The organism is Pseudomonas sp. GW821-FHT02A11, from assembly GCF_059421985.1.
The window spans coordinates 39,194-52,780 of the sequence record NZ_JBWKWB010000032.1 but is presented as its reverse complement, the minus strand read 5'-3'; the positions used below and the strand labels follow the sequence as shown (position 1 = coordinate 52,780).

General features: G+C 60.1%; 17 protein-coding genes. 5 read left to right on the top strand and 12 right to left on the bottom strand.

The window, feature by feature from the left end:
- Positions 1 to 176: 176 nt before the first annotated feature.
- From AC07V9_RS27170 to AC07V9_RS27160, 3 genes are read right to left on the bottom strand one after another with little or no spacing between them, the layout of a single operon-like run.
- A complete protein-coding gene (locus tag AC07V9_RS27170) occupies positions 177 to 806 on the bottom strand; it encodes an SOS response-associated peptidase (protein WP_495018706.1) in 630 nt (209 codons plus the stop codon).
- Positions 807 to 856: 50 nt separating this feature from the next.
- Positions 857 to 1,117 (bottom strand): putative signal transducing protein, encoded by a 261-nt coding sequence (locus tag AC07V9_RS27165; protein ID WP_495018708.1) that lies wholly within the window; start codon positions 1,115 to 1,117, stop codon positions 857 to 859.
- On the bottom strand, positions 1,117 to 1,308 hold the full coding sequence (locus tag AC07V9_RS27160) for a CPXCG motif-containing cysteine-rich protein (protein ID WP_495018705.1): 192 nt from the start codon (positions 1,306 to 1,308) through the stop codon (positions 1,117 to 1,119). The genes AC07V9_RS27165 and AC07V9_RS27160 overlap by 1 nt, the downstream gene beginning before the upstream one ends.
- 130 nt (positions 1,309 to 1,438) lie before the next feature.
- Here AC07V9_RS27160 and AC07V9_RS27155 point away from each other — a divergent pair, with 130 nt between their 5' ends.
- A complete protein-coding gene (locus tag AC07V9_RS27155; RefSeq protein WP_495018704.1) occupies positions 1,439 to 2,602 on the top strand; it encodes a 1-acyl-sn-glycerol-3-phosphate acyltransferase in 1,164 nt (387 codons plus the stop codon).
- 55 nt (positions 2,603 to 2,657) lie between these two features.
- On the opposite strand, the gene AC07V9_RS27150 is transcribed toward AC07V9_RS27155, so the two are convergent.
- Both AC07V9_RS27150 and AC07V9_RS27145 read right to left on the bottom strand, forming a co-directional pair.
- A complete protein-coding gene (locus tag AC07V9_RS27150; RefSeq protein WP_495018703.1) occupies positions 2,658 to 2,927 on the bottom strand; it encodes a hypothetical protein in 270 nt (89 codons plus the stop codon).
- Positions 2,928 to 3,142: 215 nt separating this feature from the next.
- Entirely contained in the window at positions 3,143 to 3,724 is a 582-nt protein-coding gene (locus AC07V9_RS27145; RefSeq protein WP_495018702.1) for a YajG family lipoprotein, read from the bottom strand.
- 228 nt (positions 3,725 to 3,952) lie between these two features.
- Here AC07V9_RS27145 and AC07V9_RS27140 point away from each other — a divergent pair, with 228 nt between their 5' ends.
- Together AC07V9_RS27140 and mqo are read left to right on the top strand one after the other, a co-directional pair.
- Positions 3,953 to 4,186 carry a hypothetical protein gene (locus AC07V9_RS27140; protein WP_495018701.1) on the top strand — a complete coding sequence of 78 codons (234 nt, stop codon included), beginning with the start codon at positions 3,953 to 3,955 and terminating at the stop codon, positions 4,184 to 4,186.
- A 723-nt stretch (positions 4,187 to 4,909) separates the two neighbouring features.
- Positions 4,910 to 6,415 carry a malate dehydrogenase (quinone) gene (mqo, locus tag AC07V9_RS27135; RefSeq protein WP_495018700.1) on the top strand — a complete coding sequence of 502 codons (1,506 nt, stop codon included), beginning with the start codon at positions 4,910 to 4,912 and terminating at the stop codon, positions 6,413 to 6,415.
- 96 nt (positions 6,416 to 6,511) lie between these two features.
- Here the strand turns inward: mqo and AC07V9_RS27130 are convergent, their stop codons facing one another.
- The 5 genes from AC07V9_RS27130 to AC07V9_RS27110 form a co-directional block, all read right to left on the bottom strand.
- Positions 6,512 to 6,973 (bottom strand): hypothetical protein, encoded by a 462-nt coding sequence (locus AC07V9_RS27130; RefSeq protein ID WP_495018699.1) that lies wholly within the window; start codon positions 6,971 to 6,973, stop codon positions 6,512 to 6,514.
- 246 nt (positions 6,974 to 7,219) lie between these two features.
- Positions 7,220 to 7,507, bottom strand: a complete 288-nt coding sequence (locus AC07V9_RS27125; RefSeq protein WP_495018698.1) for a PA4642 family protein — start codon at positions 7,505 to 7,507, stop codon at positions 7,220 to 7,222.
- Between the two features lie 67 nt (positions 7,508 to 7,574).
- Entirely contained in the window at positions 7,575 to 8,060 is a 486-nt protein-coding gene (locus AC07V9_RS27120) for a hypothetical protein (RefSeq protein ID WP_495018697.1), read from the bottom strand.
- A 49-nt stretch (positions 8,061 to 8,109) separates the two neighbouring features.
- Positions 8,110 to 8,586: a WbuC family cupin fold metalloprotein gene (locus tag AC07V9_RS27115; protein ID WP_495018696.1), complete on the bottom strand. Its 477-nt coding sequence runs from the start codon at positions 8,584 to 8,586 to the stop codon at positions 8,110 to 8,112.
- 2 nt (positions 8,587 to 8,588) lie between these two features.
- Positions 8,589 to 9,146, bottom strand: coding sequence for a hypoxanthine-guanine phosphoribosyltransferase (locus tag AC07V9_RS27110; RefSeq protein ID WP_296182378.1), 558 nt, complete (start codon positions 9,144 to 9,146; stop codon positions 8,589 to 8,591).
- A 199-nt stretch (positions 9,147 to 9,345) separates the two neighbouring features.
- Between AC07V9_RS27110 and upp the strand changes: the two genes are divergently transcribed.
- Entirely contained in the window at positions 9,346 to 9,984 is a 639-nt protein-coding gene (gene upp / locus AC07V9_RS27105) for a uracil phosphoribosyltransferase (RefSeq protein ID WP_495018695.1), read from the top strand.
- Positions 9,984 to 11,264, top strand: coding sequence for a uracil-xanthine permease family protein (locus AC07V9_RS27100; RefSeq protein ID WP_495018694.1), 1,281 nt, complete (start codon positions 9,984 to 9,986; stop codon positions 11,262 to 11,264). Before upp ends, AC07V9_RS27100 begins: the two co-directional genes overlap by 1 nt.
- A 165-nt stretch (positions 11,265 to 11,429) precedes the next feature.
- On the opposite strand, the gene hemH is transcribed toward AC07V9_RS27100, so the two are convergent.
- Together hemH and AC07V9_RS27090 are read right to left on the bottom strand one after the other, a co-directional pair.
- Positions 11,430 to 12,455, bottom strand: a complete 1,026-nt coding sequence (gene hemH, locus AC07V9_RS27095; RefSeq protein ID WP_495018693.1) for a ferrochelatase — start codon at positions 12,453 to 12,455, stop codon at positions 11,430 to 11,432.
- Positions 12,456 to 12,469: 14 nt separating this feature from the next.
- Positions 12,470 to 13,372, bottom strand: a complete 903-nt coding sequence (locus tag AC07V9_RS27090; RefSeq protein ID WP_495018692.1) for a TIGR01777 family oxidoreductase — start codon at positions 13,370 to 13,372, stop codon at positions 12,470 to 12,472.
- Positions 13,373 to 13,587: the final 215 nt, after the last annotated feature.

Genomic DNA, 13,587 nt, shown 5'->3' with positions numbered 1-13,587 from the left:
CTGGCTAGAGTCAGATTCGAATTTCCTGTCCTGCCCGCCCCATCAAGTCTAAACATACAAGCGAATTCATTCGCGAGCCGGCGGTATGGGCGAAAGAAATGCGTCGGATGTACTGACGTCTCGCGAATGAATTCGCTTCCACAGTTTTTGCGCACGGCCTGAAACAGGCGCTCGCATTACAGCGGGGTCAAACACTCCGGCGCATTGAGTTTCGGATCATTGACCATGTTCGCCAACGGCCGCTCGCGCAACTGCATTTGTGGTGCGGCGAGCAGCGCTTGCAGGGTGATCATGGGCATTTCGGGATCAAGCCACGCAGCTTGCCCTTCAGCATCGAGAATCAGCGGCCTGCGCTGATTCATTGCCGCCTGTGTCACCACCGCCACGCTCAGCCAGTCATGGCCGTCCACCGGATACGCCTCCCAGATCGCCGCAAAAAACAGCGCCGAGCCCTCCCCCGGTGTCAGCCAGAATGGCCGTTTGCGCACGGTTCCGCGCCATTCATAAAAGCCGTTGGCTGGCAGCAGGCAGCGCCGCTCGCGGAACGCCTGACGAAACATCGGCTGCTCGGCCAGGGTCTCTGCCCGCGCGTGAGCGGGGGTTTTTGACATGTCCGTCAGCCACGGCGGCGTCAGCCCCCAACGCGCCCGCGCGAGCGTCCGCCCGCCTTGCTCGTCCGGCGCTGCGCGCACCATCAGCACGGAGTCGGCCGGGGAAATGTTCCATTGCGCCTGCTGGTCCGCCGGAAACCCGGGCAAGGCCGCGAAAGCGGGCGTCCAACGAAACAGCGCATAACGTCCACACATGGGCTCAGGGCAACTCTTCTGTAAAGCGATTCAAATGACGCCGTGCCCGTTCAGCACAACAGCACGTCGGGGTAGCTGTCAGGCTCATCACCCGCCAGCGGAAAGGCGGCATTGTACTCAGTGATCAACTGTCGCGCCCGTTCCGCCTGCTCGTCCTCCACCGCGAGCCCCAACAAGCCGAACACCGGCAACTCGCCTATCCCGCCCAACAAATGACGCCCGGTGATGTGCGATTCGATGCCTTCACTGGCGAGCATCGACTGCAGCAACTCGCCCTCCATCATGTTTTCCGGCTCGTAGATTTTGCGCATCATTCGTTCTCGGCACGGACCTCAAGGTCCCATTGCTCACCGTCGGCTTCGAGATGAAACTCGATAGGCCGACAGCAAACGTGGCAATCCTCGATGAAGTTGTGATCGCCTTCAGACAGGTCCAGGACAGTCTCTCCCGGCTCGCCGCAATAAGGGCACTCATAAGGGGCCGCAGGTTGTATTTCGTGCATCACAGTCTCCGAGAGCAGTTTTGCGTATAATCGCCGACTTGTTTGCAGGTCGAGCTTTATTTCTCGACATCCGGGCGTCACGCCGGACTCGACCTACCTTTACCCTAGCCGTTTCCAACAAGAGAGCATGATGGGCGAATTCGATGCCATCCGACCGTACGACGACACCGAGGTAAAAGCCGTACTCAACCGCCTGCTGGGTGACAAGGCGTTCCTCGCGATCCTCACGCATTTCCGTTTTCCGCGTCTGGCCGGTTCACTCGGCTGGATCCTGCAGCCTGCCATCGCGCGCAAGCTGCGCCGCCAGTTCGCCGGTATCGAATCGGTGGCGGCGTTGCAGGACAAGGTCGAACATTACGTCGACCACACGATCGAGCGCGCCACCGATGGTGTGACCTACACCGGCGTCGAGCAGTTCAAGTCCGGCGTGGCCTACCTGTTTCTGGCCAACCACCGCGACATCGTGATGGACCCGGCCTTCGTCAACTACGCCGTGTACCACGCAGGCCTGCCAACGCCGCGCATTGCCATTGGCGACAACCTGCTGCAAAAACCTTTCGTCAGCGACCTGATGCGCCTGAACAAGAGCTTCATCGTTCATCGCTCGATCACCGGTCGTCGGGAAAAGATGGCGGCGTATCAGCTGCTGTCGGCGTACATCAATCATTCGATCCGCAATGACTGCGCCTCGATCTGGATCGCCCAGGCCGAAGGTCGTGCCAAAGACGGCGACGATCGCACCGAGTCGGCGATCCTCAAGATGTTCCACATGAGCCGCAAGGACGAGCCGTTCGGTGAAGTCATTCAGTCGCTGAACCTGACCCCGGTGTCGATCAGCTATGAATATGACCCCTGCGATCACGCCAAAGCCCGCGAGCTTTACATCCGCGCCACCACCGGCAGCTACACCAAGGCGCCGGGCGAAGATGATGTCAGCATCGCGCTGGGCATCACCGGGTATAAAGGTCGCGTGCACGTCAACTTTGCGCCGCCGATCACCGAGGTGTTCGAGGACACCAAGCAGCTGGCTGTCGAAATGGACAAGCAGATTCTCGGTGGCTATCGCTTGTTCCCGGTGCATTACCTGGCCTACGCGCAATGGGCCGACGCCGACCCGAGCCTGAACGTGCCGAGCGCTGCCCAGGTGTTTCCGGCGGACGAGCTTGAGCGCGCGCAAGAGGAATGGCAGCGTCGTCTGGACGGCTGCCCTGCTGAGCACCGGCCTTATCTGGTGCTGCAGTACGCGACGCCGGTACGCAATCAGTATCGGGTCAACGCGGGCTTGCCGCTGTAATCTGAAACACGCTTGCCCACAGTCATTTATGCCAAACCTGAGTCGGCAGCAGCCATCAGATCTTGGTACTCACCCACGACAACATCAGCGCAAACGCCAGACATCCGGCCCCGATCCGGTAGCTCTGGCGGATCATGCGCAAGGTCGGCACGTCCATCAAGTGCATCGGCTCGTCGATTGGCGCCTGTTCGGTGAGGTTGTTCAGATGCATGGTTTCGCGCTGTTCACGGCTGCGCGTGGTGTGCAGCAGCCATATGCCGGGGCCTGCGGCCAGCAACGCGAACAAATTGATGACCATCCCGGGGGAATGCTGGATGAGCGACATGGGGCCTCGATGGCGCCAAACCAGAGGGCGCCGCAGATTCGGTTGGATCTGCCGACTACGGTATCGCCAGCGACCTTAACGTCACCTGAACCGGTCCAGTGTGTCGCCCCTCGAACGCCCCGTGCACAATCCGCGGGAGCGAAGGCATGCATCCAACCATGAAAAAGCCCCGGCATCTCGCGATACCGGGGCTTTTTTCGTGACGCCCGTGCCGATTACTGGTTCAGGCTCTGACCAATCGTCTGATCCTGGAACAGGCGGGTCAATGCATCGCTGAGCACATCACCGATCAGCTTGGTGTTGGTCTCTTCGTTCGGCGCCATGCCGAAACGCTGATCCAGAGAGGCTGCATAGCGACCGCTGTAGCTGCGACCGTTGTTCTGCACGTCAGCGCGCAAGGTCGAGCTGATGTTGGCTTCGGTCACATACAAGCCTTCTTTTGGCGACTGGTACTTGAGGTCCGCCAGGGTGATGGTCAGCTGAGGACCGTTGCCACCTTGAACCGGGGTAAAGCCCAGCAGGCGCACGGCCGCTTCGGCCTGAGCCTGCAGTTGCGGCACAAGCTGCTGGCCGTTAACGGTGATGGAACTGGTTTCAGGGTACAGACCGCCACGGGTGCCGAGGGTCTGCGACTGACGGCCGTCGACCACGCGAACCACGACCTGCTGACCATGCCCGACAGGAGCCAGCTGGCTGTTGAGCTTGGGTTGCGGGTTAAGTGACTGCGGGCTATGGGCGCAACCCACCAGCGTCAGACTGCCGACGGCAAGCAAACCGAACAAAACGCGACGCAACATGCTCATCTCTCCATGGGCCAAGGCACAAATTGTGCCGCAGTATAACGACCTCCCGAGGCCGCTCACTAGCGTAAAGATCAGACAAAGTGCCACTTTGGCGGTTCCCCGCCTCCCCCGCTGTCCATACGCACCGCTTCGCCCCTAGACATCAACGAGCAACATCAGCGTCACGTCGATGTCATCGGCACACGACATACTTTTCACAACCAACCAACAAGGCGTCCTGATATGGACTTTCTCTTGTCGCTGCTCTCGCCCAAAAGCCGCTATCGCCACTACGCCCGCCTGGACCAGCACGGCATCTGCCTGTCGTTCAAGCACTGCGCGCGGCCGCCACAAGGCCACGGGTGGGTGGAAATCTGTGAACCCAAGTTCTGCTGGCTGCAACGTCCGTTGCCAACCTGCGCCCGTGTCACGCCGCGCGCACGTGCGATTACCGCCCGACAATTGCTCAGCATCTGACCGAGCGGCGAATAAAAGTCATTTTTACTGGATCAATTCTTCGCGTTTCATCGCTATAATCTCCCCCCGATTATAAGGACGTCTCCTGATCGGGCCTCGCAGCATCGCTGATCCACGAAATCAGCACCTCCGTATCGCCCACAGAGAGCCTTCCACCCAGACATGTGCAGCCAGCGTGCAGCCCTGCCGACGGGAAAGCTCGATCGAGTCGAACCTTTCCCGTCGACCAGTGCCCACACTGTGTATGAACCTGATCTGCAGGCTCTGCCATCGCGCAGGCCTTTTTTGAGGTTCGCGTCTCCAAAAGAGCGTGAAAAAAACGGGTTTTCACAACTTCACAAGAGTGTGGCGAGCAAATGAACAGTTACGCGTTTGTAAATGCACCATTAGCGTCTGACCCAGCCCCTTTGCACAGGACTGACTGCCCCGCAGTCTCCACAACCGGAGCCTGAAGCGTTCACGACTGATTGCTTGCATGACCGGACGTCTTGACGATAGTCGAATGGCTGTTCGGGCCGAAAAATGCGTTCATGCTCCTACAAAAGCATCAACCAGGCCCTACCAGTAGCGTCCGCTGAAGATGCAAAAAACTGCGAAGAATCGGACATGGAATTCCCGGCCGACCGGCATGAGGCACTGCGCGAAAACGCGCCGCCCGCCCTCGGCAACTGACCACGGGACCCATGCCGTCAATTTGGTGCTGCAGATTTTGGAGACGCGTTAATGGCGCATAACGAAGCAGTCGATGTAGTACTGGTCGGGGCCGGCATCATGAGTGCCACCCTCGCGGTACTGCTCAAGGAACTCGACCCGGCCCTCAAGATCGAGGTGGTCGAACTGATGGATTCAGGTGCCGCGGAGAGTTCCAACCCTTGGAACAATGCCGGTACAGGCCACGCAGGCCTGTGCGAGCTGAACTACACGCCGCAGGCGGCCGACGGCTCGATAGACACCAAAAAAGCAATTCAAATCAACACGCAATTCGAAGTGTCCAAGCAGTTCTGGGCCTATCTGGCGCGCAAAGGCACCTTCGGTTCTTCCCGCTCGTTCATCACGCCGGTTCCGCACCTGAGCTACGTGGAAGGCGAGAAAGGCGTGGACTTCCTGAAAAAACGCTACGAGGCGCTGCACAAGCATCACGCGTTTTCTTCCATGGAATACACCGAAGACAAGGCCAAGCTGGCCGAGTGGATGCCGCTGATGATGCCTGGCCGCCCTGCCGACCAGAAAATCGCGGCCACCCGGGTCATGCATGGCACCGACGTCAACTTCGGCAACCTGACCAACCAACTGCTCAAGCACCTGTCCAGCGCGCCCGATGCGCAGGTCAAGTACTGCAAGCGCGTCACCGGTCTTGCCCGCAAAGGCGACGGCTGGAGCGTGACCATCAAGGACGTCAACAGCGGTGGCACCCGTGAAATCGACGCCAAGTTCGTGTTCCTGGGCGCGGGCGGCGCGGCATTGCCGTTGCTGCAGATGTCCGGCATCGAAGAAGGCAAGGGTTTCGGCGGCTTCCCGGTGAGCGGCCAATGGCTGCGTTGCGACAACCCGGAAGTGGTCAAGCGCCACCAGGCCAAGGTTTACAGCCAGGCCGCAGTGGGTTCGCCACCGATGTCGGTGCCGCACCTGGACACCCGCGTCGTCGACGGCAAGACGTCCCTTCTGTTCGGCCCTTACGCCGGCTTCACCACCAAGTTCCTCAAGCACGGTTCGCTCATGGACCTGCCGCTTTCGATCCGCGCCGCCAACATCGCCCCGATGCTGGCCGTGGCCCGCGACAACATGGACCTGACCAAATACCTGATCAGCGAAGTGCGGCAGTCGATGGAACAGCGTCTGGATGCCCTGCGTCGCTTCTACCCGGAAGCAAAAGCCGAAGACTGGCGCCTGGAAGTGGCCGGTCAGCGGGTGCAGATCATCAAGAAAGACCCGAAGAAAGGCGGCGTTCTGCAATTCGGTACCGAACTGGTTTCGGCCAAGGACGGTACCCTGGCAGCGCTGCTGGGTGCGTCGCCAGGCGCCTCGGTAACGGTGTCGATCATGCTCGACCTGATCGAACGCTGCTTCCCCGACAAAGCCAGAACCGAATGGGCCGCCAAGCTCAACGAAATCTTCCCGGCTCGCGAAAAAGCCTTGGAGACCGACGCGCAGCTGTATCAACGCGTCAGTGCCCAGAGCGATGAGAGCCTGGACCTGGTTTCCAGCAGCCCGGCGGCAAGCTTCGCTTGATTCAGGGCTTGCCCTGAATCAGTGAGATCACTGAAGGCCCCGCCCACGCAGCGGGGCTTTCAGTTTTGGCGTCATGCGCCCTGCACGACACTCATATCACTTCATCGAGAACCTGACGCTGTAGCTTCTCAGCGACTCGGTACCTGCGGTGACCATCGCATTGCACTGCGCAACCGCCGTACCAACGGAATTTCCGGTGGCACTCTTGACGATGTTCGGCTTTATACCGAACCAGCTGAATTTCATTTCGTGGTCCATTATGAATTCGCAGACTTTCCCGTCGTCGCTGGCATAGCGAAAAGTCGCGGAATCATTGCGAGGGTTGTTCAACGTCACATTGAATCGACGCCCGACATCTTCAGCCCTCAACATGTACCCATCCCGTGTTGCCGAGTCCCGGATCCAGCTGGCGTGGGTCATGCTCAGGTTCTGATGCCCGTCGTTCCAGACTTCGACGACGACTTCCATGGTCTTGGCATACGCCGCGTGAACCGCAGGCAGAGTGGTAATTGCAGCCAGCGCCAGACAGCCGCCGATGACACGTGTGATTGCATTCATTTTGAATTCCTTTTCGGTTAAAGCGCCGAGCTTGATGCTCCGCAGCCCATGTGTCTCATGACACGAGCCCAGTATGAAGCGCTAGCTTTTTCGGAAAAGGAGCAAAGACGGAATCAAACTGTAGGAACTGGCGTCGCAGGTTGTAGCGCGCTGATACACATCAGTGACACAGACCGCAGCCCGGCGCGTGCCCGGCCGCGATGACGACGGGCGCCAGAGCGGCGCCCCCCTGACGGATCTGGCGGATCAGCCCCGCGCTTTCTCGATCAATTCGATGTAATCAGCGGCGTTGCGCTGATCCTTGATCAGAGCGACGAAGTCATTGCCGTGCTCATCCTTACCATCGACGTCGTAGCCCGCTTCCTTGAAGAAGCCCAGAAAACGCTCGAAATCGTCGATACGCAGGCCACGGTACGCCTTGATCAGCTTGTGCAGCGACGGCGAAGTGGCGTCGGCTGGCTCGAAGTCCAAGAACAATTTGATCTGGGCGTCGCCGATTTCATCGCCAATCACCTGCTTCTTATCTTTACGCATTGCTGACTCCAACTGACTTGCGGGACATTTCACGGGCGGGCAGTTTACCCCCCGCCCGGTCGCGGGCTCAACGCGCGCGTACGCTGCCGGTGTGCAGGTCGGCCCAGACGTGTCCGTTGGCGTAGCTGAGGAACTGGCAGTAGACCTTTTCATTGCGCAGCAGATCGACCAGCACGCGATACTGGCTGGCCGGGTAATACAGTGTCAGGGTGCGGCTGGACGCGTCGTAGGCGGGTTTTTTCAGGCTTTTGCTTTCGCCGTCGAAGTGGATCAGCACCTCGGCAATGGTCGCGCCCTTGTTCATCGGCTTGCCCTTGAGGCGCAGGCTCAACGGCGATGTGACCGGAATGGGCTGCTGATTGGACTGACGCTGGCTGCCGACAACGATGGAATAATCGGTGATTTGCAGCAATTGCTGCTGCTCGGGCTCGCCCTCGCGCACCGACAATTCGTCGGGCGGCAGGTATTGGGCGTGCATGGGTTCGGCAAGGGCGGGGAGTGGCAGGGTCAACAGCAACATCAACGCAGCTTGACTACGAAACGATAACGTCATGGGTGCCTCCCGAAAAAAAGTGGGAGGCACTCTAGCATGCACACGGGGGCTATCGGCTGAACTGCGCGCGCATCCAGGCCTGATATTCGGCCACACCCGCTTCACCCTCACGGGGTGCCCAACTGGCCAGCTCGCCACCACTGATTGCCCGATAAGGCCCGGCCTTGCACTCGAACATCATCGTGTCGGGCGCCAACACCACAAGCCCGTGGAACACGCCAGGGGGCAGATCGACGCCGATGCACTCGCCCCCCGCTTCGAGGACGCGCGTTTCCAGCAACTCGCCTTCATCGCCAAACACCAACAGCCCCAACTTACCCTTGAGCACCAGCAGGGCCTCGGCCTTGTCGGCACTCAAATGACGGTGAGGCGCAATGTAGGTATCAGGCTGCAGCCCCACCATCATGCGATGGCAGGGCTCTTCCATCTCGTGGAAATTGTGATGAGCCCGCCCGCGCGGACTGTCAGCGGCTTTAACGGCGAGGCTTTCGAACAGGGATTGGTCCATGTAGCGCGGGCGATTCATGGTCACATGCCCTTGACGGCGTAGATGCCGGCAGCGTTGCGCCAGTAACCCTTGTAGTCCATGCCGTAACCGAAGATGTAGCGGTCGATGCACGGCAGGCCGACGAAATCGGCTTTCAGGTCAGGGCGCGCCTTGCGGTTGTGATCCTTGTCGATCAGCACGGCGGTGTGCACGGCGCTGGCACCGGCGTGTTTGCAGAAGTCGATGATCGCGCCCAGGGTGTGACCTTCGTCGAGGATGTCGTCGATGATCAGCACGTCGCGGTCGATAAAGGAGACCTCAGGCTTGGCCTTCCAGAACAGCTCGCCGCCGCTGGTTTCGTTGCGGTAGCGGGTGGCGTGCAGGTAGGACGCTTCCAGCGGGAAGTTCAGGTGTGTCAGTAGCTTGCCAGCGAAGATCAGACCGCCGTTCATCACGCAGAACACGACCGGGTTGCGGTCGGCCAGCACGCTGTTGATTTGCTCACCGACACGGGCGATGGACGCCTCCACTTCATCGTTGGTGTACAGGCAGTCAGCCTCGCGCATGACTTGACGGATATGCTCGAGATCAGCGGACATGGTGCTCTCCAAAGGGGGCTGGGCAAGGAAAAGCGGGCAAAGGTACGCATCCGTCATCGTCAGAGCAAGTGTTTCTGGACTAACGTAGAACAGGCGTCCCATTAATGTAAGAACAGTGAACCTAACCGGTAGGACAAGTTACAGCTGAATAGATTAATCTAAGCCGTTTTTTTTGCCCGCCCGCTGGAGCCTTCTCTTTATGTCCATTCGTGAGATCCGCCATCCGCTGATCCGTCACAAGCTCGGCCTTATGCGCCGTGCCGATATCAGCACCAAGAACTTTCGTGAACTGGCTCAGGAAGTCGGCGCGCTGCTGACCTACGAAGCGACCAAGGACCTGCCGCTGGAAACCTATGATATCCAAGGCTGGGCCGGGACCGTTCAGGTCGAGAAGATCGCAGGCAAGAAGATTACCGTGGTGCCGATCCTGCGCGCCGGCATCGGCATGCTCGAAGGCGTGCTCAGTCTGATTCCGGGCGCCAAGGTCAGTGCCGTGGGCGTTGCGCGCAACGAAGAAACCCTCGAAGCGCACACCTATCTGGAAAAGCTCGCACCGGAAATCGACCAGCGTCTGGCGCTGATCATCGACCCGATGCTGGCCACCGGCGGCTCGATGGTCGCCACCATAGACCTGCTGAAAAAAGCCGGTTGCCGCGACATCCGCGCCATGGTCCTGGTCGCCGCGCCGGAAGGCATCGCCATCGTCGAGAAGGCTCACCCGGACGTGCAGCTGTACACCGCCTCCATCGACCAGCGCCTGAACGAACACGGTTACATCATTCCGGGCCTGGGCGATGCCGGTGACAAGATTTTCGGTACCAAGCAAAAGGACGCCTGATGAAACAGGATGAGTTCAACGATCCACTGTGGCGCACCGTACTCTCGGGCGCTCAAATGCTGTTCGTGGCCTTCGGCGCCTTGGTGCTGATGCCATTGATCACCGGGCTCGATCCCAACGTCGCGCTGTTCACCGCAGGCCTGGGCACCTTGTGCTTTCAGCTGGTGACAGGCCGTCAGGTGCCGGTTTTTCTGGCGTCCAGCTTCGCATTCATCACCCCGATCATCCTCGCCAAGGGCCAGTTCGGCCTGGCAGCGACCATGGGCGGCGTGATGGCAGCAGGCTTCGTCTACACCTTCCTCGGCCTTGCGGTGAAAATCAAAGGCACTGGTTTCATCGACCGTCTGCTGCCTCCGGTGGTGATTGGCCCGGTGATCATTTCCATCGGCCTTGCGATGGCACCCATTGCCGCCAACATGGCCATGGGCCGGACCGGCGACGGCGCTGCTGAGCTGATTGCGTATCACACCGCCATCGTGATTTCGATGGCCGCGCTGCTGACAACGCTGATCGTGGCGGTGTTCGGCAAAGGCATCTTCCGCCTGGTGCCGATCATCTCCGGCGTGCTGGTGGGCTTTGCCCTGTCGTTCTATTTCGGCGTGGTCGATGTGGCGAAGATCGCCGCAGCGCCATGGCTGGACATCCCGCATTTCACTGCACCCGAGTTCAACTGGCAGGCGATTCTGTTCATCGTGCCTGTGGCGCTGGCCCCGGCCATCGAGCACATCGGCGGCGTGATCGCGGTCGGCAGCGTGACCGGTCGCGACTACCTGAAGAAGCCCGGCCTGCACCGCACCCTGCTTGGCGACGGCATCGCGACCACCGTCGCTGGCGCTTTCGGCGGCCCTCCCAACACCACCTACGCCGAAGTGACGGGCGCGGTGATGCTGACCAAGAACTACAACCCGAAAATCATGACCTGGGCGGCGATCTTCGCCATCGCCCTGGCGTTCATCGGCAAGTTCGGCGCGCTGCTGCAAAGTATTCCGGTGCCAGTGATGGGCGGGATTCTGTGCCTGCTGTTCGGCTCGATCGCCGCGGTGGGCATGAACACCCTGATCCGGCACAAGGTCGACCTCGCCGAAGCGCGCAATCTGGTGATCGTTTCCGTGACCCTGGTGTTCGGCATCGGCGGCGTGCTGATCGGCACCGGCAACGGCCCCGATGATTTCGGCATGAAAGGCATTGCGCTGTGCGCGGTGACGGCGATCCTGCTGAACCTGATCCTGCCGGGCAATGACAGCTGGAAGAACAAGCATCTGGATGATCAGTTGCCGTAATGCCAAACCCGTATGAGTGAGCTTGCTCGCGATGAGGGACTTCAGTCACTATTGCAGTGTCCGACCTGACGTCATCGCGAGCAAGCTCACTCCTACCGTACCCAGAGGGTTCGACGGCCCTTTCGTGAGCAAGCTCACTCCCACGATTCAGATGGGTGTGATCGATCACACCATCGCTGGCGCACGCTCGCACAGAGTATTCAACGCCTTCGCCCAATGCGGATCGTCATTGAGGCAAGGGATCAGCACCAGCTCCTCGCCCCCCGCTTCCTTGAACTGCTCGGCGCCGCGATCGCCGATCTCTTCAAGCGTTTCGATGCAGTCCGCGACAAAGGCCGGGCACATGACCAAGAGTTTCTTCACGCCCTGTTCCGCCAGCTCGGCCAGATGCGCTTCGGTGTACGGCTCGATCCATTTGGCACGCCCGAGCCGGGACTGAAACGACACAGACCATTTGCCGTCCGGGATGCCCATGAGCTTGGCGAACTCGGCCGATGAGCGCATGCACTGCGCCCGGTAACAGACGGCCAGCACTTCAGGCGATGCCGTTTCGCAGCAGTTGCCATTCTTGAAGCAGTGGTTCCCGGTGGGGTCGAGCTTGTTGATGTGCCGCTCGGGCAAACCGTGAAAGCTCAGCAGCAGGTGATCGTAATCCTGCTCCAGATGCGGCTTGACGCTCTGCACCAGCGCATCGAGGTACTCGGGCTGGTTGAAGAACGGCGGCAGCAGCGCCAGCTCGAAACTCAGCTTTTTTTCGCGTATCACGCGCCTGGCTTCTTCGACGACCGTGGTCACGGTGCTGTCTGCAAACTGCGGGTACAACGGCGCCAGCGTAACTTTTTTGATGCCTTGCGCTGCCAGACGGGTCAGCACCGTTTCAATCGACGGCTCGCCGTAACGCATCGCCAGCTCGACCGGGCCTTGTGTCCATTCCTTGGTCATGGCCTGTTGCAAACGCTTGCTCAACACCACCAGCGGCGAGCCTTCGTCCCACCAGATCGAGGCATAGGCGTGGGCCGATTGCTCCGGGCGTTTGATCAGGATCAGCGACACCAGCAGACGGCGCACCGGCCACGGCAAATCAATAACGTAAGGGTCCATCAAAAACTGGTTGAGGTAGCGACGAACATCCGCAACTTCGGTGGAGGCTGGCGAACCGAGGTTTACCAGCAGCAACGCGTGATCGGTCATGCAACACCTTGATGTCAGTGGCGGCCTGTGATGTTTCCCAGCGCCGCGTGCAGATCGGTGAATCGAAAAGTGAATCCGGCGTCCAGCAACCGGGTCGGGCGGGCGCGCTGACCGCCCAGCAACAGAATAGACAGCTCGCCCATCAAAAGGCGCAACGCGAAGGCGGGCATGGGCATGAACGCCGGGCGATGAAGGATCGAGCCAAGGGTCTTGGCGAAGTCGCGATTGCGTACCGGTGAGGGCGCGCAGGTATTATAGGGACCCTCGGCGTCTTCCCGGTTTAACAGAAAATCAATCGCGGCGATTTGGTCTTCGATATGAACCCAGGGCATCCACTGGCGTCCGTTACCGATCGGCCCGCCCACGCCCAATTTGAAAGGCGGCAACAGGCGCTGCATCATCCCGCCCTCGGCGGCGAGCACCAGGCCGGTTCGCAGCAGCACGACACGTATGCCGAGCGCCTGAGCCCGCTGCGCGGTTTCTTCCCAGGCGATGCACAGGCGGCTGGCAAAATCTTCGCTGACCGGCTGGGAGGTCTCGTCGAGTTCACGCTCACCGCCATCGCCGTACCAGCCGACTGCCGAGCCTGAGATCAGCACGGATGGCTTTTGATCGCGCCGCTCGAGCCAGGTGATCAGTTGTTCGGTGAGGGTGATGCGGCTGTCCCAGAGCAGCATTTTGCGCTTGCGGGTCCAGGGGCGGTCAGCGATGGGGGCGCCGGCCAGATTGATCACGGCATCCACCTGCTGGGTGCCGAGATCGTCGGGGTGGGCCACGCCGCGAACACCAGCGCCGCATAAACGCGATACTTCATCAGGCTTGCGGCTCAGGACGGTCAGTCGATGACCCTGATCAAGCCAGTGTCGGCAAAGGCGGCGACCTATCAAGCCTGTACCGCCGGTCAGCAAGATGTGCATGTCGGTCTTCCTCACGTGGCGTTCATCGCAATTCAGTAGTCTATTTCTTCACAAACAATGTGCTTGTGAACGAAGCGAATAGTGCAACCTTAGGCCACGCTATAGAGAACAGCCCGAGCGCTGCGCGTTCGACTCATCCGTTCGAACAGTTGAACGATTCGGGTGAAACGTCAGACTCAAGCATGATCGCCTGAGCGGTCCGCGTCCTGAACGTC